The following is a 15,163-nucleotide window of genomic DNA, read 5'->3' on the forward strand; positions in this document are numbered from 1 at the left end:
GGACCCACAGCGTCCGCTGTGGGCCCTCCGGCATGTTCGCGCCCCGAGGGGCGCGGGGAACTGCGCGACGAGCCACAGACGGCTCGCAGGCCGCACGCGGCCCGCAGTTCCCCGGCTCTCCCGGCGGAGCTATTCGCGCCGCAGGGACGGCTTGAGTTCCTTGAACCTGCCGAGCAGGCCGTTGACGAACGAGGGCGACTCGTCCGTGGAGAACTCCTTCGCCAGTTGCACCATCTCGTCGAGGACGACCGCGTCCGGGGTCTCGTCGGCCCAGATCAGCTCGTAGGCGCCGAGACGCAGGATGTTGCGGTCGACGACCGGCATCCGGTCCAGCGTCCAGCCGACCGAGTACTGGGAGATCAGCTCGTCGATGCGCCGCGCGTGTTCCGCGTAGCCCTCGACCAGCTGCATCGTGTACTCGCTCACGGGCGGCTGCCGGGTGTCGGCCCGGGAGAGCCGGATCCAGTCCGCGAGGACCGTCAGGACGTCGGCGTCGCGCTGGTCGCCCTCGAAGAGAATCTGGAAGGCGCGCTTGCGGGCCGTGTTGCGAGCAGCCACGGTTAGCTGTTCACCCGGCCGAGGTAGTCGCTGGTGCGGGTGTCGACCTTGATCTTCTCACCGGTGGTGATGAAGAGCGGCACCTGGATCTGGTGGCCGGTCTGCAGGGTGGCGGGCTTGGTGCCACCGGTGGAGCGGTCGCCCTGGAGGCCCGGCTCGGTCTCCTGGACGACGAGTTCGACGGCGGCCGGCAGCTCGACGAAGAGCACCTCGCCCTCGTGCTGCGCCACGGTGGCCGTGAAGCCCTCGATCAGGAAGTTGGCGGCGTCGCCGACAGCCTTGCGGTCGACCATGAGCTGGTCGTAGGTCTCCATGTCCATGAAGACGAAGTACTCGCCGTCCATGTACGAGAACTGCATGTCGCGCTTGTCGACAGTGGCCGTTTCGACCTTGACGCCGGCGTTGAACGTCTTGTCGACGACCTTGCCGGAAAGCACGTTCTTCAGCTTGGTACGCACGAAGGCCGGGCCCTTGCCGGGCTTGACGTGCTGGAACTCGACGACGGACCAGAGCTGGCCGCCTTCGAGCTTGAGCACCAGGCCGTTCTTGAGGTCGTTCGTGGAAGCCACGGTTGCGGAATCTCCTGGACTGACGTGGACGACCCCGGGGCACGCACCTGTCTAGAGGGCGAGCAGCTCCTTGGTCGTAATGGTGAGTAGCTCGGGTCCGCCGTCCGCCTCGGGGCGCACGACGAGCGTGTCATCGATCCGGACACCGCCCCGGCCCGGGAGGTGGACCCCCGGTTCGACGGTGACCGGCACGCAAGCGTCCAGTTTACCCATGGCCGCGGGAGTCAACTGCGGGTCCTCTTCGATTTCGAGTCCGACACCGTGCCCGGTGAGCGCCGGGAGGCCCTCGGAGTGCCCTGCGGAGTCCAGGATCTGACGTGCCGCGCGGTCCACGTCACGGTAGGCGGCGCCGGGGGCCAGGGCCTCGCGTCCGGCTCTCTGAGCGGCGAAGACGAGGTCGTACAGCTCGATCTGCCAGTCGGCGGGAGACGTGCCGATCACGAAGGTACGGCCGATCTCGCAGCGGTAGCCGCGATAGCTCGCCCCCAGGCAGACGGAGAGGAAGTCGCCCTCCTCGACGCGCCGGTCCGTGGGCCGGTGTCCGCGCCGGCCGGCATTCGGGCCGGTGGCCACGGACGTGAGGAACGCGGGACCGTCGGCGCCGTGATCGACCAGGCGCCGCTCCAGTTCCAGGGCAAGGTGCCGTTCCGTACGGCCCACCAGGATCGACTCGAGCAGCTCCCCCAGGGCCTGGTCGGCGATCTCGGCGCCGATCCGCAGGCAGGAGATCTCCTCCTCGTCCTTCACCACCCTCAGCTGTTCGACCGCACCGCCCAGATCGGCGAGGCGCAGCCCGGGCGCGACGGAGCGCAGTTCGCGGTGGCGGGCCACGGTGAGGTGGTGTTCCTCCACCGCGAGGGAGTCTCCGCCCTCGCCGACGAGGAGATCGGCGGCGGCGACCGCCGGATCGCCTCCTGGGCTGCGCAGCTGGTGGACGCGCAGGGCCTCGTCAGGCCGGCCCTCGCTCGGGCGGTCGTCGAGCGGGCCCGCGCAGACCAGGAGATCCTCGCGTCTGCCCAGCAGCAGGACGGCGCCGTGCGGGGCGGCGCCCGCGAGGTATCTCACGTTGGCGGGGCGGGAGATCAGCGCGGTGGCGCTGCCGCTCGCGTTGCAGCGTTCTCTCAGCCGGGTGCGGCGGGACGCGTAGACCTCTGACATGACACGAGCGTAGGAGGAATGGCCGGATTGTGCCGGTTGGGAGGGCGTTCGGGGGAACGGTGAGGCGGGACGACCGTCAGCCGACCGCGGACCGGCCGGGACCGGGCACGCCCGCGCGGCAAGGCCGCAGCCCGCCACGGCAGCGCCGCCAGGAGGCCTGGAGGCGCTCTACCACTTCGGGGGGCTCGCGATCGCCCTCGCCAGTACGTCGTCCAGCACCCTCGCCGTGGTGGGGACGTCCAGCTGGGAGTTGTCGATGATGGGCAGGCCCGAGCCGTACCAGCCGGCCATGCGGCCGTGGATGCGGGCCACCTCCTCGTCGGTGAGGCGGCGGTTGCCGGAGCGCGCCGCGTTGCGTTCCAGGACGACTTCCAGGCCGGGGAGGAGGACGACCGGCAGCAGGCCCGGGCCCACATGCCGTTTCCAGCCACCCAGGCCCACGGCAGGGCGGTCCGGGAAGATCGCGTCGTCCAGGATGCACGAGATGCCGTTGGCCAGGAAGTTGCGCGCGGCGAAGCCGCAGGTGCGGCGGGCCAGGCGGTACTGGGCCTCGGAATGGTCGTTCCACCCCGACTGCGGGTCGGCGAAGCCCGAGCGGACCCATTCGCGTACGTCGTCGAGGCTGACGTGGGCCGTGGGCACCCGGCGGTGGTCGGCCCAGAACTTGGCGACGCTCGTCTTTCCGGCGCCCGCCGGGCCGATCAGCAGGACCGCCAGTGTCGTGGCCGCCGGGTCGGGGACGGTGGGCGCGGGCGGCGCGCTGGGCATGGGGACGGGGCCGCCGGGCGGCAGCGGGACATGCCCGGTGGTGTCGGTGCCCTGCGGGACCGGGGCGTGACTCGGGACGGGGGCGTGCTGCGGGGCGGGCGGGTGCGGTACGGGCGGGACCGCCGGCCGGGGGGCGGGCGGAACCGGGCCCGAGGGGGCGCCGAGGTACCCCGGCTGCTGCTGGGAAGCGCCACCCGGCTGATGGGGCGGCGGCAGCGGAGAACCCACTGCGTGCTGCATCCGGTGCCACTCCGTCTCGTACAGGCAATGGGCGCTGGTCGTGGAGGCGCGGGACCCCCTCTTCGCTACTGAACGGTACCGCCCCCGGCTGTCGTTTGGTGAACGGCCGGGGGCGGTCCGAAGTGCCCGGTGTGGAAAGCGAATCGGGGCGGAGGGGACGGGGGCGGATCTACTCGCCCCTCCCCCGCTCCTACTCGCTCACCTCGCCGTACGCGGCCAGCAGGACGGCCGGGTCGGGACCCTCGAGGACGTTCGGCTTGCCCAGCCCGTCCAGCACGATGAACCGCAGCAGGTCGCCGCGGGACTTCTTGTCGACCTTCATGTTCTCCAGCAGCTTGGGCCACTGGTCGTAGCGGTAGTGCAGCGGCAGCCCCACCGACTCCAGGACCGTGCGGTGGCGGTCGGCCGTCGCGTCGTCCAGCCGGCCCGCGAGGCGGCCCAGTTCGGCGGCGAAGTGCATGCCCACGGAGACGGCCGCGCCGTGCCGCCACTTGTAGCGCTCGTTCTTCTCGATGGCGTGCGCCAGGGTGTGCCCGTAGTTGAGGATCTCCCGCAGACCCGACTCCCTCAGGTCGGACGACACGACGTCCGCCTTGACCCTGATGGAGCGCTCGATGAGCTCGGCGGTGTGCGGACCCGCCGGGGTGCGGGCGGCCTCGGGGTCGGACTCGACGAGGTCGAGGATCGCCGGGTCGGCGATGAACCCGGCCTTGATGATCTCGGCGAGCCCGGAGACGTAGTCGTTGACCTGCAGGGAGTCCAGCGCGGCCAGGTCGCACAGCACGCCGGCCGGCGGGTGGAAGGAACCGACGAGGTTCTTGCCCTCGGCGGTGTTGATGCCGGTCTTGCCGCCGACGGCCGCGTCGACCATGGCGAGCACGGTCGTCGGAACGGCGATCCAGCGGACCCCGCGCAGCCAGGTCGCGGCGACGAACCCGGCCAGGTCGGTGGTCGAACCCCCGCCGACGCCCACGACGACGTCGCTGCGGGTGAATCCGGACTGGCCGAGCGCCTTCCAGCAGTAGGCGGCGACCTCGGCGGTCTTGGCCTCCTCCGCGTTCGGCACCTGGATGGCGACGGCCTCGTAGCCCTGCTCGGCGAGGTCGGCGCGGAGCGCCTCCCCGGTGCCGGCGAGCGCCTCGGGGTGGATCACGGCGACCCGCTTGACCCGGTCACCGATCAGCCCGCCCAGCTCGCCCAGCAGCTGACGGCCGACCAGAACCTCGTACGGCTCCGAGCCCGCGCTGCCGCCGACCCGGATCCGCGTTACCGACTCGCTGCTCATGCTTCCTTCAACTCCAAAGCGTCCAAGGCCACTTGGCTGACCTCTTCGGGGGTACGGCCGTCCGTGGTCACGACCGCGGTGGCGACGCCCTCGTAGAGATGGCGGCGGGCGTCCATCAGCTCGCGCCACTGCTTGCGCGGGTTGACGGCGAGCAGCGGACGGGCCGTGTTGAGGCCGGTGCGCTTGACGGCTTCCTCGACGTCCATGGCCAGGTAGATCACGCACTGCCCGGCCAGCAGATCGCGCGTGTCCGCGTCCAGGATCGAGCCGCCGCCGAGCGCCAGTACGCCGTCGTGCTCGGCGAGCGCGCGCCGCACCGCCCGCTTCTCGATCGCGCGGAAGGTCTCCTCGCCCTCGTCGACGAAGATCTCCGCGATGCTGCGGCCCGCCTCGGCGACGATGTCGTCGTCGGTGTCCCGGTAGGCGACGCCGAGCCGCTCGGCGAGCAGCTGCCCGACAGTGGACTTGCCGACGCCCATGGGGCCGACCAGGACGACGCGTGGCCCGCTCATCGGATGCGCAGGTTGTCGAGGTACGAACGCACGTTGCGGCGGGTCTCGGGGACGCTGTCGCCGCCGAACTTCTCCGCCACCGCGTCCGCCAGCACCAGCGCGACCATCGCCTCGGCGACGATCCCGGCGGCCGGGACCGCGCACACGTCGGAACGCTGGTGGTGCGCCTGGGTCGCCTCACCCGTGGCGACGTCCACCGTCTTCAGGGCCCGCGGCACGGTCGCGATCGGCTTCATCGCCGCGCGCACGCGCAGCAGCTCACCGGTGGTCAGCCCGCCCTCGGTGCCGCCGGAGCGGCCGGAGGCACGCTTGATCCCGTCGCCGGTGGCGAGGATCTCGTCGTGCGCCTTCGAACCCGGCACGCGCGCGAGGTCGAAGCCGTCGCCGACCTCGACGCCCTTGATCGCCTGGATGCCCATCAGCGCGGCGGCGAGGCGGGCGTCCAGCCGGCGGTCCCAGTGCACGTGCGAGCCCAGACCCACCGGGACGTCGTACGCCAGCACCTCCACGACGCCGCCGAGGGTGTCGCCGTCCTTGTGGGCCTGGTCGATCTCCGCGACCATCGCCTTCGACGCGTCCGCGTCCAGGCAACGCACCGGGTCCGCGTCCAGCCTCTCGACGTCCGCGGGGGTCGGGTAGACGCCGTAGGGCGCCTTGGCGGCGGCCAGCTCGACGACATGGGAGACGATCTCGATGCCGGCCGTCTCCTTGAGGTACGACCGGGCGACCGCGCCCAGCGCGACCCGGGCGGCCGTCTCCCGCGCGGAGGCGCGCTCGAGGATCGGCCGGGCCTCGTCGAAGCCGTACTTCTGCATCCCGGCGAGGTCGGCGTGGCCGGGGCGCGGCCGGGTGAGCGGGGCGTTGCGGGCCAGGCCCGCGAGAATCTCAGGGTCGACGGGGTCGGCCGCCATGACCTGTTCCCACTTCGGCCACTCCGTGTTGCCCACCATGACGGCGACCGGAGAACCCATGGTCAGGCCGTGCCGGACCCCGCCGAGGAAGGTGACCTCGTCGCGCTCGAACTTCATCCGCGCACCGCGCCCATAGCCGAGCCGCCGCCGCGCGAGGTGGTCGGCGACCATCTCCGTGGTGATCGGCACGCCGGCGGGAAGTCCCTCCAGCGTCGCGACAAGTGCGGGACCGTGGGATTCCCCCGCGGTCAGCCAACGCAGCCTGCTCAACGATGCTCCTCAGTACTCGCGCCCTGGTACTGCTCTGCGCACGCGCGTCCTTCGCGTACGTCGTCGGCGTGACCGGGTGCGCGGCCCTGGCCCGCCACCTCCGATCCTCCCACGTCCCGGCCCCGCGGCCGGTCGCCGGTCCAGCAAGCGGACGGTGGAACGTCCGGGGACCGGCTCACGGGCGGCGGGAGTCCCGGCGGGAGGCGAGGGCGTGCTCGCCCGCCTTGCGCATGACCTCCACCGGCGCGGGCACACGGCCGGTCATCTGCTCCACCTGGAGGACCGCCTGGTGCACGAGCAGGTCGAGGCCGCTGACGACGGCGCCGCCGAACATGGACCAGCGGGCGGCCAGCTCGGTCGGCCAGGGGTCGTAGAGCACGTCGAAGAGGGTGGCGGGACGCTCCGGCACCGAGGCGGCGAGGGCGTCCGTGGCCCCGGCCGGGGTGGTCGCGACGACCAGCGGGAAACGCAGCGCGTCGGCCGCGTCCGCCCAGTCGGCGATCCGGACCTCGACGTCGAGCCGCTCGCCCCACCGGCGCATCTCGGCGGCGCGGGCCGCGCTGCGCACGTAGGCGACGATCTCGCCGGTGCAGACCCTGGCCAGCGCGGCCAGGGCGGAGGACGCGGTGGCGCCGGCGCCGAGGATCGCGGCCGAGTCGACCTGCTCGATGCCGCGCTCGCGCAGGGCGGCGACCACACCGGGGATGTCGGTGTTGTCGCCGAGCCGGCGGCCGTCCTCGGTGAACACGAGCGTGTTGACCGCCTCGACGCAGGCCGCGGTCTCGCTGATCCCGTCGAGCAGCGGGATGACCGCACGCTTCAGCGGCATGGTCAGCGACAGACCGGCCCACTCGGCGCCGAGCCCCTCGACGAAGGCGGGCAGCGCCTCCTCGTCGACCTCGAACCGGTCGTACGTCCAGCCGGTGAGGTCCAGAGCCTCGTACGCGGCGCGGTGCAGCACCGGGGAGAGGGAGTGGGCGATGGGGCTGCCGAGCACCGCGGCCCGGTGGGCGTCAGTTGCCCGAGCTGGCATCGAACTCTTCCTTGAGTTTCTTGAAGTCCGCGTAGGTCTTGGCGAATTCGGTGTTGTTCTCACCGTCGGTCGCCACGAAATAGATCCAGCCGTCGGCGGTCGGATTCATCGTGGCCTTCAGCGCGTCCTCACCGGGATTGCCGATCGGACCGGGCGGCAGGCCCCTGTTGGTGTAGGTGTTGTACGGGTCCTTGTTGCTGTTGATCTCGGACTCGCTGATGTTGATTTTACTCTCGCCCTTCAGGTAGTTGAAGGTCGAGTCGAACTGGAGCAGCTGGTTGGTCTGGTCGTTCGTCGGCTTGAGCCGGTTGTAGACGACCTCCGCCATCTTGCGGTAGTCGTCGTGCGTCTTGCCCTCGGCCTGGACGAGGCTGGCGACCGTGATGACCTGCAACGGATTGTCCAGCTTGAGCGTCTTCGCCTTGGCGTCGAGGTCGTAGTCGCCGTACACGTCGTTGGCCTGCGTGACCATGGCCTTCAGGACCGTCTCCGGCTTCATGCCCTTGGCCGCGGCGTACGTACCCGGGAAGAGGAAGCCCTCCAGCGGGTCCTTGATGTCGTTGTTGTCGTTCGCCCACTTGGGCAGACCGAATGTTTTGTACTGCTTCTCCGCCACTTTTCTGGTGGTTCCGGAGGCAAGTCCGAGTTTTGTGTCGATGGCCTTGTAGACGGCCACGTTCCGCTGCCCCGGAGTGACCATCACATTGGCCTGGCTCTTCGTGTCGAGCATCATCTCCACGGCGCTCTTCGCGGACATCTGTTTCTTCAGGATGTACGCGCCGGCCTGGATGCTGCCCCCTCCGGGATTGTTCGTGAGGGCGGAGACGAACGCGTCGACGCTCTTGACGACGCCGGCCTCCTTCAGCAGCCGTCCGATGACCGCGCCGCCGGAACCCTTGGGCACCACGATGCTCACGCTCTGCCCGGTGCCGGCGCCCGAGTAGTCCGGAGCCGCGGCGTAACGATTCTGGTAGTAGTCGTAGCCGAAGTAGCCGACGCCTGCGACGCCGCCGCCGAACACCAGCACGACGACCAGACAGGCGACGCCGTTGCGGCCCTTCTTCTTGTTCTTCGGGCCCTTGCCGCCCCGGCCACGCCGGTTCCCGCGGCCCTCCGACTCGTCGTCCTCGTCGTCCTCGGCCCCGCCGCCCGCGAAGAAGGCGTGCTCACCCTGGTCGGGTCCGGGGTCCCAGTCGGGTTTCTGCTCGGCCTCCGCCTCCCCCGCCGGCTCCGGCTCGGACTCCGGGCCCGGCTCGGGCTCGGGCTCGGCGCGCCGCCGGGCGGGCGGCTCCGGCGGCGGATACGCCTCCGGAGTGCCGTAGAAGTCGGGCTGTTCGGCGCCGTAGGCCGCGGCCTGCTGACCGTAGGGATCGCCGGGGTCGGCAGCGTACGGGACGTGGGCATGGGTGCCCGTGCCGTCCCAGCCGCCCTCCTGGTACCCCTCGGGATGGCCCTGCTGGTTCTGGTGGACGAACTGCTGCTGGTCGTAGCCCTGGTACTGCGGGTCGTACTGCTGGCCGTACTGCTGCTGGTCGTACTGCTGTTGGTCGTACTGCTGCTGGTCGTACTGCTGCTGGGGGTGCTGCTGCTGGTCGTAGTGCTGCGCCTGCCCCTGGCCCCAGTCGCCGTACTCCGACTGCTCCGACTGCTGCTGCGGGTAGTGGTGGTGCTGTGGCTGGCCGCCGTAGGCAGGCTCATGACCCGTGTGGGCCTGCTGCCCTTCCCATCCGCCGTCCCCGTACAACGGGTCCTCCGGATGCCACGGTTCGGAGCCAGAGCCCCGGCCATACTCAGTCATCGATCCCCTAGAGCCGCGAGGCGGCGATCACGCGGCTTTTCGGCCCGTCACCGTTCCGCCTCTCTCTGTGCGGTCGCTGTTCGAACACCGCCGCATCGCGCGGAACGTTACCGTATCGCGATCAGATGACCACTTCGACGCCCTCGCCCGGTGCTTTACCTGACACCCGTTCGGATTCCAGCGCCTGCTGAAGGATGATCACAGCGGCGGCCTGGTCGATCACCGAGCGCCCCTTCTTCGCCTTGACGCCCGAGGCACGCAGTCCCTGACTGGCCGTCACGGTCGTCATCCGCTCGTCGACCAGCCTGACCGGGATCGGCGCGATGCCCTTCGCGAGCTGCTGGGCGAAGCCGCGGACCTTGACCGCGGCCGGTCCCTCGCCGCCCTTGAGGGAGCGAGGAAGGCCGACGACGACCTCGATCGGTTCGTACTCCTCGACCAGTTGTCCGAGCCGGCGGTGAGCCGCGGGGACGTCCCGGCCGGGGACCGTCTCCACCGGAGTGGCGAGGATCCCGTCGGGGTCGCACGAGGCGACCCCGATCCGGGCGTCCCCGACGTCGATCGCGAGTCGACGGCCCTTCCTCATCAGCCCGCTCACTTGGCCGATTCCGCCACGAGCCGCTCGACGGCGTCGACGGCGTCACCGACGGCGGCCGGGTTCTGGCCACCGCCCTGGGCGACGTCCGGCTTGCCGCCACCGCCGCCGCCGAGGGTCTTGGCGGCCGTACGGACCAGGTCGCCGGCCTTGAGGCCGCGCTCGCGGGCCGCCTCGTTGGTGGCGATGACCGTCAGCGGCTTGCCGTTGTTGACCGTGAAGAGGGCGACCACGGCGGCCCGGCCGCCCTGGATGCGGCCGCGCACGTCGAGGACGAGCCTGCGCAGGTCGTCGGGCGTGGTGCCGTCCGGGACCTGACCGGTGACCAGGGCGACACCGCGGACGTCCTTGGCGGACTCCACGAGACCGGCGGCGGCCTGGAGGACCTTCTCGGCGCGGAACTTGTCGATCTCCTTCTCGGCGTCCTTCAACTTGCCGAGCATGGCGGAGACCTTCTCCGGGAGCTCCTCCGGACGTCCCTTGATCAGCTCCTGGAGCTGGGCGACGACCGTGTGCTCACGGGCCAGGAAGTTGTAGGCGTCGACGCCGACAAGGGCCTCGATCCGGCGGACACCCGACCCGATCGACGACTCGCCGAGCAGCTTCACCAGGCCGAGCTGGGCGGTGTTGTGCACGTGGGTGCCGCCGCACAGCTCCTTGGAGAAGTCCCCGATGGTCACGACCCGGACCCGCTCGCCGTACTTCTCGCCGAACTCGGCGATGGCGCCCTGCTTCTTGGCCTCGTCGATGCCCATGACCTCGGCCTGGACGTCCAGGTCGCGGGCGAGGACCTCGTTGATCTTCTGCTCGACGTCGGTCATCACGGCCGTCGGGACGGCGGACGGAGAGCCGAAGTCGAAGCGGAAGCGGCCCGGCTGGTTCTCGGAACCGGCCTGGGCGGCCGTCGGGCCGAGGGCGTCGCGCAGCGCCTGGTGGGTGAGGTGCGTGGCCGAATGGGCGCGGGCGATGGCCGTGCGGCGGCGCCGGTCGATCGAGGCGTGGGCCTTGGCGCCGACGGTCACCTCACCGACCTGGACGACGCCCTTGTGGACGTACACGCCGGGGACCGGCTTCTGGGTGTCGCGGATCTCGACGATCGCGCCGGTGTCGACCCTGATACGGCCGGTGTCGCCGATCTGGCCACCGCCCTCGGCGTAGAACGGGGTGCGGTCGAGGACGATCTCGACCTCGTCGCCCTCGGTGGCGGCGGGCGAGGAGGCGCCGTCGACAAGGATGCCGACGATCGTCGACTCGCCCTCGGTGTCGGAGTAGCCGATGAAGTCGGTGGCCCCGGCCTGGTCGGCGATCTCGCGGTAGGCGCCCACGCCCGCGTGGCCGGTCTTCTTCGACTGGGCGTCGGCCTTGGCGCGTTCCCGCTGTTCCTTCATCAGGCGGCGGAAGCCGTCCTCGTCCACGGACAGCCCCTGCTCGGCGGCCATCTCGAGGGTGAGGTCGATCGGGAAGCCCCAGGTGTCGTGGAGCAGGAAGGCCTTGTCGCCGGCGAGGACCTGGCCGCCGGAGGCCTTGGTCTCGGTGACGGCGGTGTCGAGGATGTTGGTGCCGGCCTTGAGCGTCTTGAGGAAGGCGTTCTCCTCGGCGACGGCGACCTTCTCGATGCGCTCGCGGTCGGTGACCAGCTCCGGGTACTGCTGACCCATCATCGCGACGACGGTGTCGATGAGGTCCTTGACGACGGGGCCGGTGGCGCCGAGCAGGCGCATGTTGCGGATGGCGCGGCGCATGATGCGGCGCAGCACGTAGCCGCGGCCCTCGTTGCCGGGGGTGACGCCGTCGCCGATGAGCATGACGGAGGTGCGCATGTGGTCGGTGACCACGCGCAGGGAGACGTCCGAGTCGTGGGCCTTGCCGTACTCGACGCCGGTCAGCTCGGTGGCCTTCTTGATGACGGCCATGGAGGTGTCGATCTCGTACATGTTCTGCACGCCCTGCAGAATCATGGCGAGGCGCTCCAGGCCGAGGCCCGTGTCGATGTTCTTGCTCGGCAGCTCGCCCAGGATCTCGAAGTTGTCCTTGCCGATGCCCTGGCCGCGCTCGTACTGCATGAAGACGAGGTTCCAGATCTCCACGTACCGCTCGTCGTTGACGGCGGGGCCGCCCTCGACGCCGAACTCGGGGCCGCGGTCGTAGTTGATCTCGGAACAGGGGCCGCAGGGTCCGGGGACGCCCATGGACCAGTAGTTGTCCTTCATGCCGAGGCGCTGGATGCGCTCCTTGGGCACGCCGACGACCTCGTGCCAGATGCGCTCGGCCTCGTCGTCGTCCTTGTAGACGGTGATCCAGAGCTTCTCCGGCTCCAGGCCGTAACCACCCTTGTCCTGGGGCGTGGTGAGCAGCTCCCAGGCGTAACCGATGGCGCCTTCCTTGAAGTAGTCGCCGAAGGAGAAGTTGCCGCACATCTGGAAGAACGTGCCGTGGCGGGTGGTCTTCCCGACCTCTTCGATGTCGGGCGTACGCACGCACTTCTGCACGCTGGTGGCGCGCGCCCACGGCGGCTTGACCTCACCGAGGAAGTACGGCTTGAAAGGGACCATGCCGGCGGGAACCAGGAGCAGAGTCGGGTCGTCCGCGATGAGCGACGCCGAAGGGACGACGGTGTGCCCGCGCTCCTCGTAGAAGCTCAGCCAGCGGCGGCGGATCTCGGCCGACTCCATCAGTGGTCCTCATTCCGGTTGTGCGAGTACGTCGTGTGCTCGGGGTACTGGGGGGTGCTGCGGTTGTTCTCGATGGCGGCGATCCGCCGGGGCGCGGGGAGTTCGGGGTCCCGGTGGATCCCCAGCGCCTCCCCCAGCTCGGCCTCCCGCTGGGCCATGTTGTCGCGGACGTCCAGCGCGAAGCCCACCGCGCGGTCCTTGAGGCGCGCGCCCGTCTCGAGCGCCTTGTTGGCCGCGGTCGCGGCCAGGCTCTCGGGGGTCAGCTGCCTCAGCTTGCGGTTGACCTTGGTGGTGGCCCAGACACCGGCGGCGACGCCCGTGCTGAACCAGAAGGTACGGCGGAACATCGCTGGTCTCAGTCCCTCTTTCCACGGGGCTTGCGCTTCTCCCGCCGGGAGACCGTACGGCCCACGATCACGGTTCGCCGGGGTTCCCCGGCGGGCACGTCGTCCTTGCGGCCGCCGAGGGCCCGGCGCACGCCGTAGCCGAAGGCGGCGACCTTCACCAGGGGGCCGCCGAAGGTGGAGGCGACCGTGGTGGACAGCGCCGAGGCGTTCGACGTGACTTCCTGGACGTCGGTGGCGATCGCGTCGACCCGGTCGATCTGGGTCTGCGCGGAGCGCACCGCCGCGGAGGCGTCGGCCAGCAGCGGGACGGCCTGTTCGGTCACGTCCGCGACGAGTCGGGTGGTCGCTCTGAGCGTCTGGGCCAGCCTCGCCAGCGCGACGGCGAGGAAGGAGACCAGGATCGCCCAGAACACGGCCACCAGGATGCCGGCCACCTCTCCACCGGACACTGCGTGCACCCGCTCCCTGTCTGACGAACACCTATGTCTGGAGGCGAGCCTATCGCGCCGCCGCCGGCGTTCCGTACCGGATTAGGAGTGCGCGAAGGCCCGCCGTCCCGCCCGCCCGGAAGGGCAGGGGGACGACGGGCCTGGGCGCGGAGTCCTGCGACCGCCGCGGACCGATCCGGGAGGGGATCAGCGGGCGTAGTACTCGACGACGAGCTGCTCGTCGCAGATCACCGGGATCTCCTTGCGGTTCGGCTCGCGGTCCAGGCGGAAGGCCAGGGCGCGGAGGTTCACCTGGAGGTAGCGCGGGGTCTCGCCGTCGGGGGCGAAGCCGCCCTCGCGGGAGATCGAGAACAGCGTCTTCTCACGGCTGCGCTCGCGCACCATGACGACGTCGTCCGGCTTGACGCGGAAGGACGGCTTGTCGACCTTCTGGCCGTTGACCTCGATGTGGCCGTGGACGACCATCTGGCGGGCCTGGTAGATCGTGCGGGCGATGCCCGAACGCAGGACCAGCGCGTCGAGACGGCGCTCGAGCTCGATGATCAGGGCCTCACCGGTCTTGCCCTGGACCTTGGAGGCACGCTCGTAGGCGCGGACGAGCTGACGCTCGGACACGTCGTACTGCGCGCGCAGACGCTGCTTCTCGAGCAGACGGACCTTGTAGTCCGAGTTCTGCTTGCGGCCACGGCCGTGCTCACCCGGCGGGTAGGGGCGCGCCTCGAAGTACTTGACGGCCTTCGGGGTCAGCGCGATGCCGAGGGCACGCGACTTCTTGACCTTGGGACGGGGCTGGTTCGCCACGATCTCTCACTTTCCAGAATTTCCGGCTTGTCAGGGTTAAGGGAGGTCGCATCCGCAGCCGGGGAAACCCGCCGGGTCCGCTCGGGACCTGTCGGGCAGCCGCTCCCCTGGTCTGGGCACATACGTGCAGCACGCGAGTTGCCCACCGACCGATCCCGGATTCCGGGTGGTGATGGGCTGCCCGCGACACCGTTCGACGGTGCGCGACGCTCCTGGAGCAGGTCCGAGGACCTGTGCTCCGGCCGACTGTCCTGTTCTGACTGCACGGGACGCGGCACTTCGGGCGAGTCTACAGGGTGCTCAGGACCCGTCACGACCGAGGCGCCGTCTGGTCCACTCCACCGCGTCCGCGTAGCGGGCCTCGGCGCCGTGCCGGGTGGGTTCGTAGTACGCGCGGTCCTTGATGGCGTCCGGCGCGTACTGCTGGGCGGCGATGCCCTCGGGCAGGTCGTGCGGATACACGTACCCCTGCGCGTGACCCAGTTTGGCGGCGCCCTTGTAGTGCCCGTCGCGCAGGTGCGGCGGTACGGGCCCGGCCAGCCCCTTGCGTACGTCGTCCAGGGCGGCGCCGATCGCGGTCGTCGCGGCGTTGGACTTGGGTGCCAGGGCGAGGGCGATGGTGACGTGGCTGAGGGTGAGGGCGGCCTCGGGGAAACCGATCATGGCCACGGCCTGGGCCGCGGCGACCGCGATCGGCAGGGCGTTCGGGTCCGCCAGGCCGATGTCCTCGCTGGCGGAGATCATCAGGCGGCGGGCGATGAAGCGCGGGTCCTCGCCGGCCTCGACCATGCGGGCCAGGTAGTGCAGGGCCGCGTCGACGTCCGAACCCCGGATGGACTTGATGAGGGCACTGGCGACGTCGTAGTGCTGGTCGCCGTCACGGTCGTACTTCACCGCGGCGCGGTCGACCGTCTGCTCCAGGGTCTGGAGGCTGATCTCCGTCCCGTCCTGGTCGAGGGCGGCTCCGGCCGCGGCCTCCAGGGCGGTGAGGGCGCGGCGGGCGTCGCCGCCGGCGATGCGCAGCAGATGCGCCTCGGTGTCCTCGGGGAGGGTGACCGCGCCCTTGAGACCGCGTTCGTCGGCCACGGCGCGCCTGACCAGGGCGCGGAGGTCGTCGTCCGTGAGGGGCTCGAGGGTCAGCAGGAGGGAGCGGGAGAGCAGGGGCGAGATGATCGAGAAGTACGGGTTCTCGGTGGT

General features: G+C 70.6%; 15 protein-coding genes. All 15 read right to left on the reverse strand.

All coding sequences use genetic code 11. The annotated features are described in order from the left end of the window. Positions 1 to 129: 129 nt before the first annotated feature. Positions 130 to 558 carry a transcription antitermination factor NusB gene (gene nusB / locus ACFWBB_RS40780; RefSeq protein WP_385283798.1) on the reverse strand — a complete coding sequence of 143 codons (429 nt, stop codon included), beginning with the start codon at positions 556 to 558 and terminating at the stop codon, positions 130 to 132. 2 nt (positions 559 to 560) lie between these two features. After that, positions 561 to 1,127 (reverse strand): elongation factor P, encoded by a 567-nt coding sequence (gene efp, locus ACFWBB_RS40785; protein ID WP_385283801.1) that lies wholly within the window; start codon positions 1,125 to 1,127, stop codon positions 561 to 563. A 51-nt stretch (positions 1,128 to 1,178) separates the two neighbouring features. Continuing rightward, positions 1,179 to 2,285, reverse strand: coding sequence for an aminopeptidase P family protein (locus ACFWBB_RS40790; protein ID WP_385283804.1), 1,107 nt, complete (start codon positions 2,283 to 2,285; stop codon positions 1,179 to 1,181). Between the two features lie 168 nt (positions 2,286 to 2,453). After that, on the reverse strand, positions 2,454 to 3,293 hold the full coding sequence (locus ACFWBB_RS40795) for a Pro-rich N-terminal domain-containing protein (protein WP_385283806.1): 840 nt from the start codon (positions 3,291 to 3,293) through the stop codon (positions 2,454 to 2,456). Positions 3,294 to 3,483: 190 nt separating this feature from the next. Beyond that, positions 3,484 to 4,578: a 3-dehydroquinate synthase gene (gene aroB, locus ACFWBB_RS40800; protein WP_385283809.1), complete on the reverse strand. Its 1,095-nt coding sequence runs from the start codon at positions 4,576 to 4,578 to the stop codon at positions 3,484 to 3,486. Then, the gene (locus ACFWBB_RS40805; RefSeq protein ID WP_385283811.1) at positions 4,575 to 5,090 is read right to left on the reverse strand and encodes a shikimate kinase; all 516 of its coding nucleotides are present in this window, start codon (positions 5,088 to 5,090) and stop codon (positions 4,575 to 4,577) included. Before ACFWBB_RS40805 ends, aroB begins: the two co-directional genes overlap by 4 nt. Continuing rightward, positions 5,087 to 6,271 (reverse strand): chorismate synthase, encoded by a 1,185-nt coding sequence (gene aroC / locus ACFWBB_RS40810; protein WP_385283814.1) that lies wholly within the window; start codon positions 6,269 to 6,271, stop codon positions 5,087 to 5,089. Before aroC ends, ACFWBB_RS40805 begins: the two co-directional genes overlap by 4 nt. 175 nt (positions 6,272 to 6,446) lie before the next feature. Beyond that, positions 6,447 to 7,304 (reverse strand): shikimate dehydrogenase, encoded by an 858-nt coding sequence (locus ACFWBB_RS40815; RefSeq protein ID WP_385283817.1) that lies wholly within the window; start codon positions 7,302 to 7,304, stop codon positions 6,447 to 6,449. Continuing rightward, positions 7,285 to 9,102 (reverse strand): endolytic transglycosylase MltG, encoded by a 1,818-nt coding sequence (mltG, locus tag ACFWBB_RS40820; protein ID WP_385283820.1) that lies wholly within the window; start codon positions 9,100 to 9,102, stop codon positions 7,285 to 7,287. Before mltG ends, ACFWBB_RS40815 begins: the two co-directional genes overlap by 20 nt. Before the next feature lie 121 nt (positions 9,103 to 9,223). Continuing rightward, positions 9,224 to 9,688, reverse strand: coding sequence for a Holliday junction resolvase RuvX (gene ruvX / locus ACFWBB_RS40825; RefSeq protein ID WP_385283823.1), 465 nt, complete (start codon positions 9,686 to 9,688; stop codon positions 9,224 to 9,226). 8 nt (positions 9,689 to 9,696) lie between these two features. Further along, entirely contained in the window at positions 9,697 to 12,369 is a 2,673-nt protein-coding gene (gene alaS, locus ACFWBB_RS40830; RefSeq protein ID WP_385283826.1) for an alanine--tRNA ligase, read from the reverse strand. Further along, a complete protein-coding gene (locus ACFWBB_RS40835; RefSeq protein ID WP_385283829.1) occupies positions 12,369 to 12,716 on the reverse strand; it encodes a hypothetical protein in 348 nt (115 codons plus the stop codon). Before ACFWBB_RS40835 ends, alaS begins: the two co-directional genes overlap by 1 nt. 8 nt (positions 12,717 to 12,724) lie before the next feature. Next, on the reverse strand, positions 12,725 to 13,165 hold the full coding sequence (locus ACFWBB_RS40840) for a DUF948 domain-containing protein (RefSeq protein WP_028806686.1): 441 nt from the start codon (positions 13,163 to 13,165) through the stop codon (positions 12,725 to 12,727). A 186-nt stretch (positions 13,166 to 13,351) separates the two neighbouring features. After that, positions 13,352 to 13,966, reverse strand: a complete 615-nt coding sequence (rpsD, locus tag ACFWBB_RS40845; protein WP_020128844.1) for a 30S ribosomal protein S4 — start codon at positions 13,964 to 13,966, stop codon at positions 13,352 to 13,354. 300 nt (positions 13,967 to 14,266) lie between these two features. Next, positions 14,267 to 15,163 (reverse strand): replication-associated recombination protein A (locus ACFWBB_RS40850; RefSeq protein WP_385283833.1); only part of this gene is annotated, 897 nt, incomplete at its 5' end.

The organism is Streptomyces sp. NPDC060000 (assembly GCF_042737375.1).
Lineage (GTDB): Bacteria > Actinomycetota > Actinomycetes > Streptomycetales > Streptomycetaceae > Streptomyces.

Excerpts from the sequence above, each read along its gene's own strand:
- ACFWBB_RS40790 (WP_385283804.1), bottom strand. The coding sequence starts at position 2,285 with ATGTCAGAGGTCTACGCGTCCCGCCGCACCCGGCTGAGAGAACGCTGC.
- ACFWBB_RS40795 (WP_385283806.1), bottom strand. The coding sequence starts at position 3,293 with ATGCAGCACGCAGTGGGTTCTCCGCTGCCGCCGCCCCATCAGCCGGGT.
- aroB (WP_385283809.1), bottom strand. The coding sequence starts at position 4,578 with ATGAGCAGCGAGTCGGTAACGCGGATCCGGGTCGGCGGCAGCGCGGGC.
- ACFWBB_RS40805 (WP_385283811.1), bottom strand. The coding sequence starts at position 5,090 with ATGAGCGGGCCACGCGTCGTCCTGGTCGGCCCCATGGGCGTCGGCAAG.
- ACFWBB_RS40815 (WP_385283817.1), bottom strand. The coding sequence starts at position 7,304 with ATGCCAGCTCGGGCAACTGACGCCCACCGGGCCGCGGTGCTCGGCAGC.
- mltG (WP_385283820.1), bottom strand. The coding sequence starts at position 9,102 with ATGACTGAGTATGGCCGGGGCTCTGGCTCCGAACCGTGGCATCCGGAG.
- ruvX (WP_385283823.1), bottom strand. The coding sequence starts at position 9,688 with ATGAGGAAGGGCCGTCGACTCGCGATCGACGTCGGGGACGCCCGGATC.
- alaS (WP_385283826.1), bottom strand. The coding sequence starts at position 12,369 with ATGGAGTCGGCCGAGATCCGCCGCCGCTGGCTGAGCTTCTACGAGGAG.
- ACFWBB_RS40835 (WP_385283829.1), bottom strand. The coding sequence starts at position 12,716 with ATGTTCCGCCGTACCTTCTGGTTCAGCACGGGCGTCGCCGCCGGTGTC.